21 protein-coding genes and 1 riboswitch are annotated in these 16,995 nt (G+C 49.5%); of the genes, 12 read left to right on the top strand and 9 right to left on the bottom strand.

The features are described from left to right. Window positions 1-24: 24 nt before the first annotated feature. The 4 genes from GN208_RS13750 to ftnA all read right to left on the bottom strand — a co-directional run bounded on the left by GN208_RS13750 (window position 25) and on the right by ftnA (window position 2,382). Entirely contained in the window at window positions 25-363 is a 339-nt protein-coding gene (locus GN208_RS13750) for a YebY family protein (RefSeq protein WP_004237373.1), read from the bottom strand. 30 nt (window positions 364-393) lie between these two features. Continuing rightward, complete coding sequence (copD, locus tag GN208_RS13755) at window positions 394-1,293, bottom strand: copper homeostasis membrane protein CopD (protein ID WP_004237374.1); 900 nt, start codon at window positions 1,291-1,293, stop codon at window positions 394-396. Window positions 1,294-1,300: 7 nt separating this feature from the next. Then, window positions 1,301-1,684, bottom strand: coding sequence for a copper homeostasis periplasmic binding protein CopC (gene copC, locus GN208_RS13760; RefSeq protein ID WP_004237375.1), 384 nt, complete (start codon window positions 1,682-1,684; stop codon window positions 1,301-1,303). Between the two features lie 191 nt (window positions 1,685-1,875). Then, entirely contained in the window at window positions 1,876-2,382 is a 507-nt protein-coding gene (ftnA, locus tag GN208_RS13765) for a non-heme ferritin (protein ID WP_004237376.1), read from the bottom strand. Window positions 2,383-2,618: 236 nt separating this feature from the next. On the opposite strand from ftnA, the gene GN208_RS13770 reads away from it, so the two are divergent. Then, window positions 2,619-2,852, top strand: a complete 234-nt coding sequence (locus GN208_RS13770) for a DNA polymerase III subunit theta (protein ID WP_004239531.1) — start codon at window positions 2,619-2,621, stop codon at window positions 2,850-2,852. A 54-nt stretch (window positions 2,853-2,906) separates the two neighbouring features. Here GN208_RS13770 and yebF read toward each other — a convergent pair whose 3' ends face one another. Next, window positions 2,907-3,290, bottom strand: coding sequence for a protein YebF (yebF, locus tag GN208_RS13775; RefSeq protein WP_004237378.1), 384 nt, complete (start codon window positions 3,288-3,290; stop codon window positions 2,907-2,909). Window positions 3,291-3,430: 140 nt separating this feature from the next. After that, on the bottom strand, window positions 3,431-3,625 hold the full coding sequence (locus tag GN208_RS13780; RefSeq protein WP_004237379.1) for a YoaH family protein: 195 nt from the start codon (window positions 3,623-3,625) through the stop codon (window positions 3,431-3,433). Window positions 3,626-3,749: 124 nt separating this feature from the next. On the opposite strand from GN208_RS13780, the gene pabB reads away from it, so the two are divergent. The 8 genes from pabB to mntP all read left to right on the top strand — a co-directional run bounded on the left by pabB (window position 3,750) and on the right by mntP (window position 11,944). Next, window positions 3,750-5,129, top strand: coding sequence for an aminodeoxychorismate synthase component 1 (gene pabB / locus GN208_RS13785; protein ID WP_004237380.1), 1,380 nt, complete (start codon window positions 3,750-3,752; stop codon window positions 5,127-5,129). Further along, a complete protein-coding gene (locus GN208_RS13790; RefSeq protein ID WP_004237382.1) occupies window positions 5,126-5,692 on the top strand; it encodes a CoA pyrophosphatase in 567 nt (188 codons plus the stop codon). The genes pabB and GN208_RS13790 overlap by 4 nt, the downstream gene beginning before the upstream one ends. 190 nt (window positions 5,693-5,882) lie before the next feature. Further along, window positions 5,883-7,247 (top strand): L-serine ammonia-lyase, encoded by a 1,365-nt coding sequence (locus GN208_RS13795; protein WP_015422671.1) that lies wholly within the window; start codon window positions 5,883-5,885, stop codon window positions 7,245-7,247. 482 nt (window positions 7,248-7,729) lie between these two features. Beyond that, complete coding sequence (gene manX, locus GN208_RS13800) at window positions 7,730-8,713, top strand: PTS mannose transporter subunit IIAB (protein WP_170927072.1); 984 nt, start codon at window positions 7,730-7,732, stop codon at window positions 8,711-8,713. Window positions 8,714-8,776: 63 nt separating this feature from the next. After that, a complete protein-coding gene (locus GN208_RS13805) occupies window positions 8,777-9,574 on the top strand; it encodes a PTS mannose/fructose/sorbose transporter subunit IIC (RefSeq protein ID WP_004237385.1) in 798 nt (265 codons plus the stop codon). Between the two features lie 13 nt (window positions 9,575-9,587). Then, the gene (locus GN208_RS13810; protein ID WP_004237386.1) at window positions 9,588-10,445 is read left to right on the top strand and encodes a PTS mannose transporter subunit IID; all 858 of its coding nucleotides are present in this window, start codon (window positions 9,588-9,590) and stop codon (window positions 10,443-10,445) included. Window positions 10,446-10,554: 109 nt separating this feature from the next. After that, entirely contained in the window at window positions 10,555-11,013 is a 459-nt protein-coding gene (locus tag GN208_RS13815; protein WP_004237387.1) for a DUF986 family protein, read from the top strand. A gap of 157 nt (window positions 11,014-11,170) precedes the next feature. Then, a riboswitch (yybP-ykoY riboswitch) is annotated at window positions 11,171-11,329 on the top strand. 45 nt (window positions 11,330-11,374) lie between these two features. Continuing rightward, a complete protein-coding gene (mntP, locus tag GN208_RS13820) occupies window positions 11,375-11,944 on the top strand; it encodes a manganese efflux pump MntP (protein ID WP_004237389.1) in 570 nt (189 codons plus the stop codon). A 51-nt stretch (window positions 11,945-11,995) separates the two neighbouring features. On the opposite strand, the gene rlmA is transcribed toward mntP, so the two are convergent. Further along, window positions 11,996-12,811 (bottom strand): 23S rRNA (guanine(745)-N(1))-methyltransferase, encoded by an 816-nt coding sequence (rlmA, locus tag GN208_RS13825; protein ID WP_015422670.1) that lies wholly within the window; start codon window positions 12,809-12,811, stop codon window positions 11,996-11,998. Between the two features lie 82 nt (window positions 12,812-12,893). On the opposite strand from rlmA, the gene GN208_RS13830 reads away from it, so the two are divergent. The 3 genes from GN208_RS13830 to GN208_RS13840 all read left to right on the top strand — a co-directional run bounded on the left by GN208_RS13830 (window position 12,894) and on the right by GN208_RS13840 (window position 15,265). After that, window positions 12,894-13,940, top strand: coding sequence for a hypothetical protein (locus GN208_RS13830; RefSeq protein WP_004237391.1), 1,047 nt, complete (start codon window positions 12,894-12,896; stop codon window positions 13,938-13,940). A gap of 99 nt (window positions 13,941-14,039) precedes the next feature. Then, window positions 14,040-14,762: a vWA domain-containing protein gene (locus GN208_RS13835; RefSeq protein WP_004237392.1), complete on the top strand. Its 723-nt coding sequence runs from the start codon at window positions 14,040-14,042 to the stop codon at window positions 14,760-14,762. A gap of 290 nt (window positions 14,763-15,052) precedes the next feature. Further along, window positions 15,053-15,265 (top strand): YadA C-terminal domain-containing protein, encoded by a 213-nt coding sequence (locus GN208_RS13840; RefSeq protein WP_197708805.1) that lies wholly within the window; start codon window positions 15,053-15,055, stop codon window positions 15,263-15,265. 91 nt (window positions 15,266-15,356) lie between these two features. On the opposite strand, the gene GN208_RS13845 is transcribed toward GN208_RS13840, so the two are convergent. Together GN208_RS13845 and GN208_RS13850 are read right to left on the bottom strand one after the other, a co-directional pair. Then, on the bottom strand, window positions 15,357-16,250 hold the full coding sequence (locus tag GN208_RS13845; protein ID WP_004237394.1) for a phosphatidylinositol-specific phospholipase C: 894 nt from the start codon (window positions 16,248-16,250) through the stop codon (window positions 15,357-15,359). Further along, window positions 16,211-16,774 carry a hypothetical protein gene (locus GN208_RS13850; RefSeq protein ID WP_015422669.1) on the bottom strand — a complete coding sequence of 188 codons (564 nt, stop codon included), beginning with the start codon at window positions 16,772-16,774 and terminating at the stop codon, window positions 16,211-16,213. Before GN208_RS13850 ends, GN208_RS13845 begins: the two co-directional genes overlap by 40 nt. Window positions 16,775-16,995 lie beyond the last annotated feature (221 nt).

Here is a 16,995-nt window from a genome sequence, read left to right on the forward strand (position 1 = left end):
GTTAAATTTCATAATTAATATGTGTTATTTATCACCACACAGCGCACCGGCAGCCTCAATGATCGGGGTAAGATCCATGCCTTTTTCCGCGTCTCCGGTTTGTTTTAATGTGATAACTGAGAGGTCAGTCACCTTTATTTTCTGCTCTTTTGCCTGTTGTGCCGCCACATCATTCAGCGGATACGACATCAGTGTGGACGGATTAATCACCCACAGTGCATTTCCGTCCCGGCAGTTGATCATCACTTCCTCACGGGTAAACGGCCACTTTTCACCAAACTCAAACTTGCTGATGGTTTTCAGCGGCGCAGCCTGTGCCGCACCTGCCAGTAAAAGAGGAATTAATGCCAGAGCTTTCTTCATAGTGTGTCCCGGTTGTCAGCCTGTCCGGAGTTATACAGGCTGATAAGTTGCAAAAATCGCCACCATTAAAATGGCCAGTGTGCCGAGAATTATCTCAACCCAGCTGTTAATCATCAACAGGCGGAAGCGGCCTGATTGTGCGATTTTCGGTACCACCGCATAACGGTTTATCACCGCCAGCAGCACCATCGTCAGCACCAGCCCTGTTTTCAGCCATAACAGTGCCTGATAATCACTGCCGCTCCACTGCGGCCAGTCCGGCAACAGCAGCATAGTGCTGATAAGGCCGGTTGCCAGTACCAGAAAGACAGCAAAATGCCCCAGGTTTGAAAAACGGATCAGGGTGGCCACCACTTCTTTCGGCAGCCCCTGCGCGAGTGTGTCACGCCGCAGCAGGATCAGAAGACAAACCAGGAACGGCCACAATCCACCGAACCAGTAAGCGGCACTGAGCAGGTGAACAACCTGATTAAACTGATAGAGCCGCCCTGTCCAGCCGCTGTGCAGCATGCCGTGGCCAGTAAAGGCGTGCAGCGCCAGCATCGCCGCTGCACAGATCAGAAACAGACTGCTTTGCACCCGTCCGGACGGCAGCAGCAGTCCGCCGCAGAGAATAACGGCAAGCACCAGCTGCCAGCGCCAGATCTCCCCGAAAGAAGTGGAAAGCACCGCGAGGATAATATCCGGATCCTGCATATCTGCCCAGCCGTCCCCCATCAGTGCCGCCTGTAACAGCAGCCAGAGGAACGTTGTCAGGACCGTAAACACAGCTGCACTGCAGGCGGTAGAACGCAGGCGGGCCCGTAGCAGCAGTGCCACCCGGTCGCCGGGCAGCAGAACAGAGAACAGGCCGCAACCCGCAAGGAGCATCACGGCCGTAAAATGAATGAAGCGGCAGATAATCAGCAGCGCTTCCGGTGTCAGTTCCATAACCGGTTTATTTTACCGTAAACTGATAGTCACCATTGGTTTTGTGCCCGTCGACAGAAACCACTTTCCATTCAACGTGATAGATACCGGCTGGCAGCGTTTCTGTCAGCGGCAGGATCAGACGGGTATCATTTCCTTCCGCCAGTTCCGGTTTTCCGGCTGCAACAGGTTTATTCTGTGCATCTTTCACGCTGATTTTACTGAATTTCAGTTCAATCCCTTCCGAAAAATCCAGAGAGATATTTTCCGGTGAACCGGTCACTGCCGCATCTGCCGCCGGAACCAGCGTTTTGACATGAGCGTGAGCGAACGCCTGCTGGCCGGATAAACCGACAAATAAAACAACAACAGCAGATAATTTGCGCCAGTGCGCGGTCAGGTTGGTTAACATAATGGTATGCCTCATTTTTGCAGGTGATGTAATTATGCGGGACATACTAGCGCAACCGGGGGCATTGCGGAAACCTTCACAGGCCGGAGAGTGTTTTTTGTGATCGGCAACACAAATAAAAACCACACAAATATCAGTATATTATGATAATTGTGTGGTTATATTATAAATAATAATGCTGTTAAAAATGATCAGCTTGCGGATGGTTCGCTTGCCATACGGCCCAGATCTTTATCCAGCAGGAACAACGATTTGCCGCTGTCACCCACCATTGCGAATTTATCCAGCACAGATTTAAACAGTTTTTCTTCTTCGTGCTGCTCAGCCACATACCACTGCAGGAAGTTAAAGGTGGAATAATCCTGTGAGGTCAGCGCAGCATGAACCAGCTTATTAATTTCATCAGTAATTAATTTTTCATGTTCCAGCGTCAGGGTGAAAATATCACTCACTGAACTGAATTCTGACGGCGGTGCATCAATGGCCCCGAGCAACGGCATCGCGCCGGTATCGCTGAGGTAATTAAACAGGCGCTGCATATGCTCCATTTCTTCCGCTGCGTGCGCTTTCAGAAATGCGGCAGCACCTTCGTAGCCTTTATCAGCACACCATGCGCTCATCTGCAGATATAAATTTGAGGAATAAAATTCAAGATTCAGCTGGGCATTCAGTTGGTTGACCATATCCGGCTTTAACATTTACAGGCTCCTGTCAGTCGTTTATTTCATCATCTGCGGTCATTATGCACACTCCTGCCGGGAAGAAAAGTGCTATTTAATAAATTCACAACATATTGAAAACAAAATGATTTTGTAAGGATAATCAGAATTAATCGCATTCTCTTTACAGAGGGGCCGAATACACGTCAATCCGGGCTTGCAGTCCGGCGGCAGCTCAGTTAAGTTAAGGCCGTCAGCCGTTACAGGAGCATATCGTGAGTTATAATCTTGCCGAACTCAGCCAGGAAGAGATGGATAAAATCAATGCGGACTTAGCCGCATCCGGTGTCGCCTTTAAAGAGCGCTATAACATGCCGGTGATCGCCGAGCAGGTGCAGCAGACACTGCCTGAATCCCTGCGCGCCTATTTTGCCGAACGTCTGGTGTTTTACCGCCAGCGCAGTGCCGGGCTTTCCCGCCTGCCGTATGAGCCGAATGCCAAACGCTGAATATAATAAAGGCGTGCCTGAGCACGCCTTTTTACGGTTTAACAGCCAGTATCATTACTGCGGCAGACTGTATGTCATGGTCTTCGCCGCACAATTGATATCAACGGTGTAACTGACCTGTTTTTTCGAGCCGCGCACAACCAGCGGCACACTGTAATTACCGTCTTTCTCAGTCACTTCCGCCACATTCACCCAGGCAACCGGCTTGCTGCCCAGCAGCGCTTTATCATCCTGCCAGCGCGGGTAGCGGCTCTGCACAAAGTCATATTTTACCTGTGCCGCTATCTGATCTTTATTCAGCGATTCACACGCCGGGAAAGTCACCATACGCTCATTTTTGACTTCCGCCGTGGCCGGAGCCTGTGCGCTGACGGTGAATGCCAGCAGAATACCTGCACCTGCCAATCCGGTACGGGTGAACAGATTCATTGCCTTCATAAAACCTCCTGTTTTAATCCCGAAAGAGACTAAATGTCATTTTTATACAATAGCGCTTAATTAAATTTCACTTAATGCTTATTGCTGCAAAGTAACATATTTATTATCAGGAAATTGTGACACTTGTTAAATATTTGTTTCTATTCTTCGCTGTCGTCATCTTCCTCATCAAACAGCGCGCGGATCTGCTCACCGCCGTGATGCCGTTCGCGTAACTCCGCCGCGACCTGTGCGATAGCCTCACCACTGCTCATACCTTGCTGCATCAGGGTGTGGATCCGCTCAACTGCGGCCTGCTGTTCTTCATGACTTAACGCGGGCATTCCGGTAAACATAATCACCTTCTATAACATTTCAGTAAAAAACACATTATACTCATAAAGATGGCGGGACGCATCCGCCTGTTTTCCGATAAGATAACCGGCAGTTTCCGGACACAGATTACTGACAGACTGAATTATGACATCACATTCCGTACCTGTACTGACACCACTTGATTATCATCCCGGTCTCGCCCTGACCCTGTTTGCCCCGCTGTCGCATCAGCCGTGGGCCATGCTGCTGCACTCCGGCAGTGCTCAGCATCAGCATAACCGCTTTGATATTCTGACCGCCGATCCCCTGATGACACTCACCACCAGAGGCGATGAGACCTTAACTGAAGATAGCCGGGGGCAGCGCCTCCGTCAAAATGATGATCCGTTTCAGTTACTGGATGCGGCGCTGACACAGTGCGGACTGGATCCGCAACCGCACGATGACTATCCGTTTGCGGGCGGCGCGATGGGATTATGGGGCTATGATCTCGGGCGGCGTACCGAGTCTCTGCCGTCACTGGCACGTAATGAGCTGTCGGTGCCGGATATGGCCATAGGCATTTACGACTGGGCGGTGATTGTTGACCACCAGCGCCGCTGCGCCACATTAATTACCTATACCGATCCCGCCGCGCGTCTGCACTGGCTGGAGAATCAGAAGGCACCGGAGAGTCTGCCTTTCGCCCTGACCGGCCGCTGGCAGTCCGATATGACCGAAGCGGAATATCACGAAAAAATTGCCCGTATTCATAACTATCTGCAGGCCGGTGATTGTTATCAGGTCAATCTGTCACAGGGTTTTTCCGCCCCGTATGAGGGGGATGAATGGCAGGCGTTTCTGCGGCTGAATGACGAAAACCGGGCACCGTTTTCCGCGTTTCTCCGTCTGCCGGAAGCCGCCATTCTGTCGGTTTCACCGGAGCGCTTTCTGTGGCTGAAAGACGGCACCGCAGAAACCCGCCCGATTAAAGGCACCCGTCCGCGTCATCCCGCTGATCCGCAGGCCGACGAAGCAGAAAAACAGGCGCTGGCCGCGTCAGAGAAAGATCGCTCGGAAAACCTGATGATTGTGGATCTGATGCGCAATGATATCGGCCGGGTGGCACTTCCCGGCTCGGTCAGTGTGCCGTCACTGTTTGCGGTCGAGCCGTTCCCGGCAGTCTGGCATCTGGTCAGCACCATCACCGCACAGTTACCGGCGGCATGCCGGGCAGCACAGTTACTGCGCGCCTGCTTCCCGGGCGGTTCGATTACCGGTGCGCCGAAAATCCGCGCGATGGAAATTATTGAAGAGCTCGAACCTGTCCGCCGCCACACCTATTGCGGCTCCGTCGGTTATATCAGCGCCTGTGGCACCATGGATACCAATATCGCGATCAGAACCCTGATTGCGGAAAATAATCACCTTTATTGCCGGGCAGGCGGCGGGATTGTCGCAGACAGCCGTGCCGCAGATGAATACCAGGAAACGTTCGATAAACTGGGCCGCATACTGACGGTACTGCCGGAGAAAATATTATGAGTCCGCTTGAGCGCTTTATTCCCCGGTTTCAGTTAACCCGCCCTTCCGAAGCAGAAATTGCCGGTGAGCGGGATCGCCGGGCCGCCGTTTTGCTGCCTATCACCAATAAAGCCCGGCCAGGGATCCTGCTGACACAACGGGCGGTATCGCTGCGCTCTCATCCGGGACAGATTGCCCTGCCCGGCGGCGCGGCAGATCCGGGCGAGATTTCCCCCATCGCCACCGCACTGCGCGAAGCGCGTGAGGAAGTCGGCATTCCGCCACAGGCCGTGCAGGTACTGGGACAAATGGCACCGGTGGACAGTGTGACCGGCTTCCGGGTCACCCCGGTGGTCGGGATTATTCCGCCATATCTGCCTCTGGCCGGTAACCCGCAGGAAGTGTCAGATATTTTTGAGCTGCCGCTGGATGCCGCCCTCGATCTGAGCCGCTACCGCTACATTGATATGACCCGCAATACTGTGGAGCGCCGCCTCTATTTTTACTTATATGAGGGACGGATGATTTGGGGGTTAACAGCGGGTATTTTATATCGCCTCGCAACGCAAGTGAAAAATGATTGATTTGTAACCGAATTCACACTTCTGCCCTATTTCCCCCTGCTTTTTTTCATCAGGTATGCCCGAATTTTATCCGAAAGCGCTGTTCCGCAGTGAAAAATGCGATAAACTACTTTATCCGTGTGAGCAAATAACAGTAAAGTAACGCGCTTTACGATAAATCACTATTACATTGTTTTTTAAGGAGTCTGACGTGATTAGCGTTTTTGACATGTTTAAAGTGGGGATTGGTCCTTCCAGCTCCCACACCGTAGGGCCGATGAAAGCCGGGAAGCAGTTTGCTGATGAGTTGGTTGAAAAAGGTCTGATTTCCCGCGTGACCCGCGTTTCTGTTGATGTCTACGGATCACTCTCCTTAACCGGGAAAGGTCACCATACCGATATCGCTATCATTATGGGTCTGGCCGGTAACTTGCCGGCAACTGTCGATATCGATGGTATCGCCGGTTTTATCCGCGATGTCGAAGAGACTGAGCGTCTGTCCCTGGCCAATGGTCAGCAGACTGTGGACTTCCCGCGTGAAGGCGGCATGAATTTCCACACCGGTAACCTGCCGCTGCACGAAAACGGCATGAGTATCACCGCATTTGCCGGTGATGAAGAGCTGTACACCAAAACCTATTACTCCATCGGCGGCGGGTTTATCGTCGATGCCGAGCATTTCGGTCAGGATAACGCCAACGAAACACCGGTATCCTACCCGTATGCCTCAGCGGAAGAGCTGCTGAATCACTGTCATCAGACCGGGCTTTCCGTCTCCTCCCTGATGCTGAAAAATGAGCTGGATATGCACAGCCGTGAAGAGATCGACGCGTATTTCGCCGATGTCTACAAAACCATGACTGACTGTATCGCTCACGGTCTGGAAACCGAAGGCATTCTGCCGGGGCCGCTGCGTGTGCCGCGCCGTGCCGCTGCACTGAACCGCCTGATCAACTCCGCCGGTAAACTCTCCAAAGACCCGATGAACGTGGTTGACCTGGTCAATATGTTTGCTCTGGCTGTCAACGAAGAAAACGCAGCGGGCGGCCGTGTGGTTACCGCACCGACAAACGGTGCCTGCGGGATCGTCCCTGCGGTACTGGCGTATTATGATCACTGCATCGAGAAAGTGACACCGGAAACCTATCTCCGCTACTTCCTCGCCTGCGGCGCGGTCGGCATTCTGTACAAAATGAACGCGTCTATCTCCGGTGCGGAAGTTGGTTGCCAGGGCGAAGTCGGTGTGGCCTGCTCAATGGCGGCAGCCGGTCTGACTGAAATCCTCGGCGGCAGCCCGGAACAGGTCTGTGTGGCCGCTGAAATCGGTATGGAACACAACCTGGGCTTAACCTGTGACCCGGTTGCCGGTCAGGTTCAGGTACCGTGCATCGAACGTAACGCGATTGCCTCAGTGAAAGCGATCAACGCCGCCCGTATGGCTATGCGCCGTACCAGCGCACCGCGCGTTTCTCTCGATAAAGTCATCGAAACCATGTATGAAACCGGGAAAGACATGAACGCCAAATACCGTGAAACATCACGCGGCGGTCTTGCAATCAAGGTTCAGTGCGACTGATTTCGTGATTTAACTCACAAAACATAATTCGCTGACATTAATATCCCTGCAACATTGCAGGGATATTTTTTACCTGAAGCGCATCAGCACCGGTCACTTTTCAATCAATTTGTGATATTTTCAGATGTAAATGTTTATAATATGTAAAATATCATAGTATATAACTCTGTAAAATAATCAAACAACACCTCATCACTCTGACAAATAGCTCATTCAACACAATAATTAACTATAATTAAGTGTTTAATGTTTCTGTTTTGTTGTTTTCTGACGGAAAGCAAGTTTTTTTACCTTCATAGAATGTTAACCTTCTATTTAATTAGTGCCCCGAAATTAATTATCGCTGTTTAAACGTAAATAATTAGCGGTATCACGGGCCTGAGACTATCTTTACACCGGAGTCTTACGGTTTTTTCCTGACCCATAAAAGATTCTGTGTAATACACAAGAACCATCCTGACTGATGTTAAGGGGGAACAGAGGTGAGTATAGCCATTATGATTGGCACCCACGGCAAAGCCGCTGAGCAGTTACTGCGCACGACGGAAATGCTGATCGGTGAACAGGAGAACGTCTCCTTCATCGATTTCGTACCGGGGGAAAATGCCGACACACTATATGCGAAGTACAATGAGAAGCTGCCCGGTTTATCAACCGCTGACGGGGTATTATTCCTCGTTGATACCTGGGGCGGCAGCCCGTTCAACGCAGCAAACCGTATTGTGACTGAGCAGGATCAGGCCGCAGGCGGCAACAGCAATTATGAGATAGTCACAGGCGTTAACGTGCCGATGCTGGTCGAGACCTTTATGTGCCGTGATGATAATCCGTCATTGCAGGAACTGGTTGCGGTGGCGCTGGAAACCGGCCGTGAAGGGATCCGCGCCCTGAAAGCACAGGACGAACCAGCTCCGAAAGCGGCACCTGCACCAAAACCGGCCGCACAGCCGGCGGCACCGGCAGGCCCGGGCGGACACATGACTATCGCTCTCGCCCGTATCGATGACCGTCTGATCCACGGCCAGGTCGCCACCCGCTGGACCAAAGAAACCAACGTCAAACGCATTATTGTCGTCAGTGACGAGGTTGCCAAAGACACCGTCCGCTCAACACTGCTCAAGCAGGTTGCTCCTCCGGGTGTAACCGCGCACGTGGTGGATGTGGCGAAAATGGTGCGTGTCTGGAATAACCCGAAATACGCCAATGACCGCTGCATGCTCCTGTTTACCAACCCGGCAGATGTTCTGCGCCTGGTGGAAGACGGTGTGGAGATTAAATCAGTCAACATCGGCGGGATGGCCTTCCACGAAGGTAAAAAACAGGTTAACAATGCGGTTTCTATCGATGAAAACGATATCGTGGCATTCAAAGCGCTGAATGACCGCAACATCGAGCTGGAAGTCCGCAAAGTCTCCACCGATTCAAAAATAAAAATGATGGATTTAATCAGCAAAGCTGAAAGTTAATTTGACCCATTACTCAATACAAAATTTGTTGTCTGCAAAATGACTGGTTAAAGGAGAAACACAATGGAACTTTCCGTTGTACAAATCGTCCTGGTCTTCATCGTTGCCTGTGTTGCAGGTATGGGGTCAATCCTCGATGAATTCCAGTTCCACCGCCCGCTGGTCGCCTGTACGCTGATGGGGATCGTACTGGGTGATATGAAAACCGGGATCATGATCGGCGGTACGCTGGAAATGATCGCACTCGGCTGGATGAACATCGGTGCGGCAGTGGCACCGGATGCGGCGCTGGCATCCATCATTTCCACTATCCTGGTTATCGCCGGGGGCCAGAACATCGGTGCCGGTATCGCGCTGGCTATTCCGCTGGCGGCTGCCGGTCAGGTGCTGACCATTATCGTCCGTACCATCACCGTGGCCTTCCAGCACATGGGTGACCGTGCGGCTGATAAGGGAAATCTCACCGCGCTGGGGATGATCCACGTCGGTGCCCTGCTGTTACAGGCAATGCGTATCGCTATTCCGGCGGTTATTGTGGCCGTGTCTGTCGGTACTGATGTTGTCCGTGAAATGCTTGACTCGATTCCTGACTGGGTCACCAACGGTCTGAATATCGCCGGGGGCATGATTGTTGTGGTCGGTTACGCGATGGTTATCAACATGATGCGTGCCGGCTACCTGATGCCATTCTTCTATCTGGGTTTCGTTACCGCGGCATTTACTGATTTCAACCTGGTTGCGCTGGGTGTCATCGGTGCGGTTATGGCTGTGCTGTATATTCAGCTCAGTCCGAAATACAACAAATCGGAAGTCGTTGTCGCTGCCGGCAGCAAAAACGACCTGGATAACGAGTTAGACTAAGAAGGTGAGCAACATGGTTGATACTACAAGCAACGTAACCGGCAGAAAACAGTTAAGAAAGAGCGATATCCGGGGTGTCTTCATCCGCTCAAACCTGTTTCAGGGTTCATGGAACTTTGAACGTATGCAGGCAATGGGCTACGCCTTCTCCATGGTACCGGTGATCCGCCGTCTTTATCCGGAAAATAATGAAGAACGCAGACAGGCTATCAAACGCCATATGGAGTTCTTTAACACCCACCCGTATATGGCTGCACCTATCCTCGGTGTAACCTGTGCGATGGAAGAGCAGCGTGCTAATGGTGCGGCTATCGACGACGGTGCCATCAACGGTATCAAAGTCGGTCTGATGGGGCCGCTGGCCGGTGTCGGTGACCCGATTTTCTGGGGTACCGTGCGTCCGGTCTTTGCCGCCCTCGGTGCGGGGATTGCCATGACCGGCAGCCTGCTCGGGCCGTTACTGTTCTTCTTCCTGTTTAACCTGGTCCGCCTGGCAACCCGTTACTACGGCGTGGCTTACGGCTACAAAAAAGGCCTGGATATTGTTCAGGATATGGGCGGCGGCTTCCTGCAGAAACTGACAGAGGGGGCGTCAATCCTCGGTCTGTTTGTCATGGGTGCGCTGGTGAACAAATGGACAAAAGTGAATATCCCGCTTGTGGTGTCGGAAATTAAAAACCCGACCACCGGCGAGATGGAAATCACCACTGTTCAGACCATCCTCAACCAGCTGATGCCGGGCCTGATGCCGCTGCTGCTGACATTCGGCTGTATGTGGCTGTTGCGTCATAAAGTGAATGCCCTGCTGATTATTATCGGCTTCTTTGTGCTGGGTATTCTGGGTTATGTCTTTGGTTTCCTGGGACTGTAACCGGTAAAAAACACGTTCTGACGAACGCGTATTTTCAGAAAGAGTATGGTAGTTTAAACGGGAGGCTCGCCTCCCGTTTTCTGTTTCACTTCAGGGGAAAAGAACCACAATGAGTGTAAATGATATTGTTCTGCTGGCTGTGATTGTGCTGATGCTGCTGTTTGCCGTCTACGACGAATTTATTGTTAACACACTAAAAGGCAAAACACAGCTGCGGATAAAACTGCGCCGTAATCACCGCGCTGACGCTGTGATCTTTATCCTTCTTATCGGTATTGTTATTTATAATAATATAACCGGACACGGCAGCCCGTTAACAACTTATTTACTTTCCGGCTGTATTATCATTGCTATTTATCTGGCTTTTATACGTTCACCGAAGTTATATTTTAAGCAGGACGGATTTTTTTACGCCAATGCATATATTAAATATGACAGAATAAAAACAATGAATTTATCAGAAGACGGTATTCTTCTTGTGGGTTTGGAAAATCGTAAAATTTACATCAAAGTCACGCATCTTGATGATTTACAAAAAATTTATAATTTTATGATTAATAATAAATAATAACCCCTTCTTTTTATCCCCCTACAGAAATAAAGACTAATGATGATATTAGTCTTTATTATCTTATTAAAATATCATGTAATGAAAATCATTCTCATTAGCATCTTTTAAAACTAAAATATATATTCTTGCCTTTTTTATTTTCTGTGATATCTTTCCGGTCACGTCATTGGGGAGTAGCCTGTTCTGTTATTAACCTCTCAGGAAAATAACAGAAAATCCGTATCAACATACTTGCGTGATATTATATCAGCATGGTGCGGATGCCGTTTCGGTTGGCAAGACCATAGACACGCAGTTCACCGGAGGTCGGGGTTGGATTGTGTGTATATGGATAAGCTACCCGACCGAGACTGAGTTTATGAGTTTTTACGCCACCCTCGTCCTTGCCCTGGCCCTGTCTATGGATGCCTTCGCCGTTGCTGTCTGCAAAGGCGCTACCCTGCACAAACCACCTTTACGCGAAGCACTGCGTACCGGATTTATCTTTGGTGTGATTGAAGCCCTGACACCGCTGATCGGCTGGGCTATCGGTATTTACGCCAGCCGCTACGTGATGGAATGGGATCACTGGATTGCCTTCTCACTGCTGTTTATTCTCGGCGCCCGCATGATTTACAACAGCGTCACCGCCGGTGATGACTGCTGCGCCCGCCATGAAAAACCACAGCGCCACAGTGCATTACATCTTGCCACCACAGCGGTTGCCACCAGCCTGGATGCGATGGCGATTGGTGTCGGCCTTGCGTTTCTGGAAGTCAATATCGTCCATACCGCGATGACTATCGGGCTGATGACCATGATTATGGCCACCACAGGGATGATCCTCGGGCGTTATATCGGCCCGATGCTGGGTAAGCGTGCAGAAATTGTCGGCGGGATTGTACTGATCCTGATCGGATTTACCATTCTGTATGAACATATTGGTTAATCGCTTAATCACTTCTGATGACCCGCTCCGGCGGGTCTTTTTGTTTCTGAATCAGGCTTCCCGGCGGTAAACCCGGATCAGAAAATCTGTTTCGCAGGAAAAGGCGGTTTCTGCTGCCAACTGATGTTTCACAGCCTCTGTCGCTTTCCAGGCAAACGGTGTCATTGAAAGCAGCGCGAGTGCGTCCGCACCGTTCAGCAACATCGGGTAAGCCACCTGCTGCTCTTGTGCCGGACCGAATCCCGGGAAATGCTCTTCCTTCAGCGGGTGCAGATGAACTTCATCATAAATAAGGGATTTCAGCTGATACAGATGACGCGGCCCCGGGGTCACGGTAATCACAATGCCGCCCGGTTTCACCACACGGGTTAACTCATCCGGATTACACGGCGCATAGATCCGCAGCACCCCATCCAGACTGTTATCCTCAAACGGCAGCCGCTGGCTGGATGCCACACTGAAGCTGACCTGCGGATAGCGTTTTGCGCCGTAGCGGACAGCAACCTTCGCCACATCCAGCCCGTACACCGTCACCTGCCGTGCCGCAAGGCTTTCCGCCAGTGCGCCGGTGTAGTACCCCTCGCCGCAGCCGATATCCAGTACCTGCTCCGCCTGTGCCGGTAAATACTGCTCAAATGCCGCGATTACCTGATCCCGCATCGGGCGGTAATGGTGATTATCCAGAAATGCCCGGCGCGCCTGCATCATCTCTTTACTGTCACCCGGCTCTTTCGAGCGCTTGAACTGGACAGGCAGGAGATTAATATACCCCTCTTTCGCGAGATCAAACTGATGGTGGTTTTCGCAGCTGTAACTGCCGGAGCGGTGCGTCAGCGGGTGCTGGCAAAGCGGACATTGGTAAGACATAATCATTCACTGTGAAATAATGTAAGGGTGCAACCGGCAACGGCCTGTGCCGGTGACGGAAAATCTGAGGCGAAACCATACCATGAAAACCTACTGGTGGCAGGATAAAATTGATGATTATCAGCAATGGCACAGCCTGCTTGTCAGGGTTAATCCTGAAGCGGTAAATGACGATGCCCCTGCGCTGCTCAGCGGCCATAACAGCCGGATGCAGCTGCAGCTGCGTGGTTATCCGCTGTTCTGGGCAACCGTACTGCGAGATCACTGTGGTGTCTGGCTGATTTATAATCAGGACCATCCGGCTCAGCAGAATCTGTTATCGCCGCTCCGCTCACAACAGGCTGAGAAAATCGCCGCTCTGCCGGCAGAAGAACAAACCCCGCAGTGGTGCCGTTACTTCGCCCGTGATTTGCAGGAGCGCCCTTCCCCGCTGCTTGCGGCCGGAGAGTGGCTGCTGCGCCCGATGAATATCAGACCGCCGTCCGCCCCTTATGTTGTCAATGCCCCCAGTCCCCGGGAAAAATGGTGTTTCCGTTCACCGTCCTCCAAAGATATCAGTAATGCGGACTGGCTGTTATACAGCGAAGACCTGCCGGATCTGCAATCCCCCGGACGGGTTATATTTGCGGACTGGTGGTTCGGCGGTTACCAGCTGCTGCCGCGTTACGCGGTTGAACCGCAGAGCAGCCGCCTGAAATACTGGCGTAAAGTTGCCCGCGAAGGCAAACTGCCGCCGGTGCTGATCTGGTACATCAGCGGCCTGGCATCCTACATTATACTCGATGGCCATCTGCGGTTGCAGGCGGCGTATGACGAAAATATTCCGCCTTCCTTTATTGTGCTCAGCCAGTACCATGAATGCAGCTATGAGCCGGATCCTGCCGCGATTGCAAAAGTGCAGCAGGCAATAGCGCATCAGATGGATAAAAATCCGCATCCGGATATCCGCGGGATCAACCAGACATTAATCAGCCTGTATCAGAACCGCTACGGGCGGCACTCCACCCGCAGCCGGGCAATACTGGGCGACGGCCGTTCATGGGAAGAGGATGTTTCCCGTTATCTGCGCCGCCACGGAGACACCGGGCACCTCACTGCTATTTTGCAGCGGACGGAAGAAACCGCGTGATAGTTAATCAGATAAATCTGCTGTGAATATTTTTTGTTCACCTCAGAATACATCATTATCCGTCGTATAACCCTGTCAGAAATAGTATAAGGAATATCTATGTTCAGGCTCTCCCGCACCTTTATTGCACCACTCCTGCTGTTATTTTCCGCCTCGCTGTTTGCGGCAGCCGAAACCAAGCCTGCGGCACCGGCAGATTTGGATCTGGTTTTTGTTCTGGATAAAAGCGGTTCCATGTCCGGTTTTGAACAGGACACCATCGGTGGTTATAACTCCGTTCTTGCCGAAAACCGTAAAAAAGAAGGCAATATTTACGTCACCACCGTTTTATTCAACCACGAAAACAGTACGCTGCATAACCGCGAGCCTATCAGCAAAGTCAAAAACCTGACACTGGATGATTATTCTGTCGGTGGTAATACCGCGTTACTGGACGCTGTCGGTATTACTATTGATAAAATCCGTGAAAACCGCAAAATTACCAAAAATAATAATGTGTTATTTGTGATTATTACTGACGGTGCAGAAAACAGCAGCAATGAATATAGTCGTGATAAGATTAAATCAATGATTAATTCTGCAGAGAAAGAAGATAAGTGGGACTTTATTTTCCTCGGCGCCAATATTGATGCTATCGCAGAAGCCGGTAATATCGGGATTAAAAGTGACAACGCCACCGGTTATGTGCAGGATAAAGCCGGTTACGGCAAAGCGTATGACGCCGTAAATAAAGCAGTTGAAGTAAAACAGCAATCAAAACCAATTACTTCCGAATGGAAATCTGAAGTCGAAAAAGATAACAACGAACGCAGTAAAAAATAACAAAACACCTCTTATTTATTCACCAAAACAGTACGGTCCGCCGTACTGTTTTATTTTCTCATCCCGCCGTTCTTTTTTCCCCGCAACTCTGCTTACCATGAACATCAAATGACTGAAGTTCAGCCGGATAAATACGCCAATTTGACTATATTAATGCTAACACCACGGCGCAGAAAGCCAATAATACCGCGAATAATGCGTATAATCTGGCAACACACAACTCGGCCCGTATTGATAAACTGGAGCTGCGTTATGATGAGCTGAATGACAAGATGCAGCGCGGCTTTGCAATGTCAGCCGCCACGTCAAACCTGTTCCAGCCGTATAATGTCGGTAAATTTAACCTCAGTGCAGCTGTCGGCGGATATAACTCCGAAAATGCGGTTGCTGTCGGCAGCGGCTACCGTTTCAATAAAAATGTGGCAGTTAAAGCCAGCCTGGCAACCTCAACATCAAACGGCGGTGATGTCATGTATGGTGCCGGTATGAACCTGGAGTGGTAACACACCGGCATATACGGGATAACATATTTTTATAGTGAAGAGCCGGTAAGGTATTACCGGCTCTTTTTCTATCGGGTGATAATCATATTCACTATGATATTAATAAAAAAGCTAAAAACAATCCTCTTGCCGGATTTAGCATATTCCGAAAGTTAGTCATAATAACACCATTAGAAAGCATAGCGATATTATGAAAATCAGAAACGACGACACCACAGCATTCACCACGGGACATTATATGAGTAGCCAGTTCCGAGTTTTTATCTTCAGCATAATCCCTTATACTCCTTGTACCCCAAAATCCGGCTGCAATGCTGGTAAAATTAATTGTCATCCATTCAGTATTGCCTCTGTAGGCTGCAAAACTCCATGCATTTTCTATTGCATGCCATTTTTTGACTTCATCTGTTTGATTATATTCATCCTGTACATGTATTCTTTCGTCAATATCAAATGTTGCATTATCTTTCCAGGACGTTTGTATTCCGTGGGGTCCGCCAAAGCGGCTGAAAAGAACAATTTTGCCTCTGACTTCCTCCAGCAGAGGGAAACGGTCCTCCCCAAACCACCAATAAGAATCATAATATTCCTTCTCAAAGGTTTCCTGAAAACTCCGGGTACATTGCTCTTCTGTATGTTCACGTTTAACTGACATAAGAATAAATTCACTCGGGTTTTCCTGCAAAAAACGCTTACATTCATTCAGGATATCACCAAACATTTTATTTAAGTATATTATTCCATGATGCATGGCAAATGAATTACTTATATGACGACAACGTGCATCAATAAACCGGATCCCTGAATTAAGTTGCTCATAAACAGAATCATCCTGTGTTTTTACCATCCCGCCTTCACCTATCCCTTCACTATATGTACCTGTCGCTGAATCATGTGTACCGGGTAATGATATCTGGTTAATAGGCAATTTTCCATCAATGAACTTCAGCCAACATTTTTTTTCAAAGGTCCCATATAGTGCCAATAAGTATTATCCTGTCCATTTTCCGGAAAATACCAGTTAAAAGAAGATGGCTTACCATTTTTTTTAAAAATAAAAAAAGAATTCAGTCTCGCACTATAGAAATAATCACCTTCCTGGCCTTCATCTACATCCCAAGATTTAGGATCCACAGGATTACCTGCCCTAAAGTCGATAAAATCCCAATATTCATTTGAGTTGCCATCAGATGGAAAATACCATTTATGTTCAGACGGATTACCGTCTTTTTTCAAACGTAAATAACCATATTCCGGCTCATAGTAAATGCAACCCTCGATTCCGGGTTCACGCCAAGTTTTGGGCTCTGACATCGTTCCGGGGTAATACCCAACCCAATCCCAGAACTGATTATTGACTTCTTTTTTCGGATAATACCAGTTTTTATCAGATGGACTGCCATTATATTTTAATCTAAAGAATAAAGTATAATCCGGATAGTAGTAGATATCACCGATAACACCATCAACACCCCAATATTTTGGTCGTTCATACGTTCCTAACTTCATTTTTATACCAATCTCCAATCATTGAGGGAGTCTGCCATATTTATATTTGGCAGATTACATTAAATCATTCATAGAAATAATGTTAGCACCAATTATTATGCGCTCCATTAGAAATGGTCTGTTTTTTATTAAAAAAAGTCAATAAGATAGAATTAAAATATTTTGACATATGTTTTCATTAGTGAATTTTAACGCAGGGGTAATAAAACAGAATATAATAA

The organism is Morganella sp. HSTU-ASny43 (assembly GCF_022819185.1).
GTDB lineage: Bacteria > Pseudomonadota > Gammaproteobacteria > Enterobacterales > Enterobacteriaceae > Morganella > Morganella morganii.

Coding starts and splice junctions, on each gene's coding strand:
- ftnA (WP_004237376.1), bottom strand. CDS start 2,382: ATGTTAAAGCCGGATATGGTCAACCAACTGAATGCCCAGCTGAATCTT.
- copD (WP_004237374.1), bottom strand. CDS start 1,293: ATGGAACTGACACCGGAAGCGCTGCTGATTATCTGCCGCTTCATTCAT.
- GN208_RS13805 (WP_004237385.1), top strand. CDS start 8,777: ATGGAACTTTCCGTTGTACAAATCGTCCTGGTCTTCATCGTTGCCTGT.
- GN208_RS13835 (WP_004237392.1), top strand. CDS start 14,040: ATGTTCAGGCTCTCCCGCACCTTTATTGCACCACTCCTGCTGTTATTT.
- GN208_RS13815 (WP_004237387.1), top strand. CDS start 10,555: ATGAGTGTAAATGATATTGTTCTGCTGGCTGTGATTGTGCTGATGCTG.
- rlmA (WP_015422670.1), bottom strand. CDS start 12,811: ATGTCTTACCAATGTCCGCTTTGCCAGCACCCGCTGACGCACCGCTCC.
- mntP (WP_004237389.1), top strand. CDS start 11,375: ATGAGTTTTTACGCCACCCTCGTCCTTGCCCTGGCCCTGTCTATGGAT.
- pabB (WP_004237380.1), top strand. CDS start 3,750: ATGACATCACATTCCGTACCTGTACTGACACCACTTGATTATCATCCC.
- GN208_RS13850 (WP_015422669.1), bottom strand. CDS start 16,774: ATGAAGTTAGGAACGTATGAACGACCAAAATATTGGGGTGTTGATGGT.
- GN208_RS13810 (WP_004237386.1), top strand. CDS start 9,588: ATGGTTGATACTACAAGCAACGTAACCGGCAGAAAACAGTTAAGAAAG.
- GN208_RS13780 (WP_004237379.1), bottom strand. CDS start 3,625: ATGTTTACCGGAATGCCCGCGTTAAGTCATGAAGAACAGCAGGCCGCA.
- GN208_RS13790 (WP_004237382.1), top strand. CDS start 5,126: ATGAGTCCGCTTGAGCGCTTTATTCCCCGGTTTCAGTTAACCCGCCCT.
- yebF (WP_004237378.1), bottom strand. CDS start 3,290: ATGAAGGCAATGAATCTGTTCACCCGTACCGGATTGGCAGGTGCAGGT.
- GN208_RS13830 (WP_004237391.1), top strand. CDS start 12,894: ATGAAAACCTACTGGTGGCAGGATAAAATTGATGATTATCAGCAATGG.
- GN208_RS13840 (WP_197708805.1), top strand. CDS start 15,053: ATGTCAGCCGCCACGTCAAACCTGTTCCAGCCGTATAATGTCGGTAAA.
- GN208_RS13750 (WP_004237373.1), bottom strand. CDS start 363: ATGAAGAAAGCTCTGGCATTAATTCCTCTTTTACTGGCAGGTGCGGCA.
- copC (WP_004237375.1), bottom strand. CDS start 1,684: ATGTTAACCAACCTGACCGCGCACTGGCGCAAATTATCTGCTGTTGTT.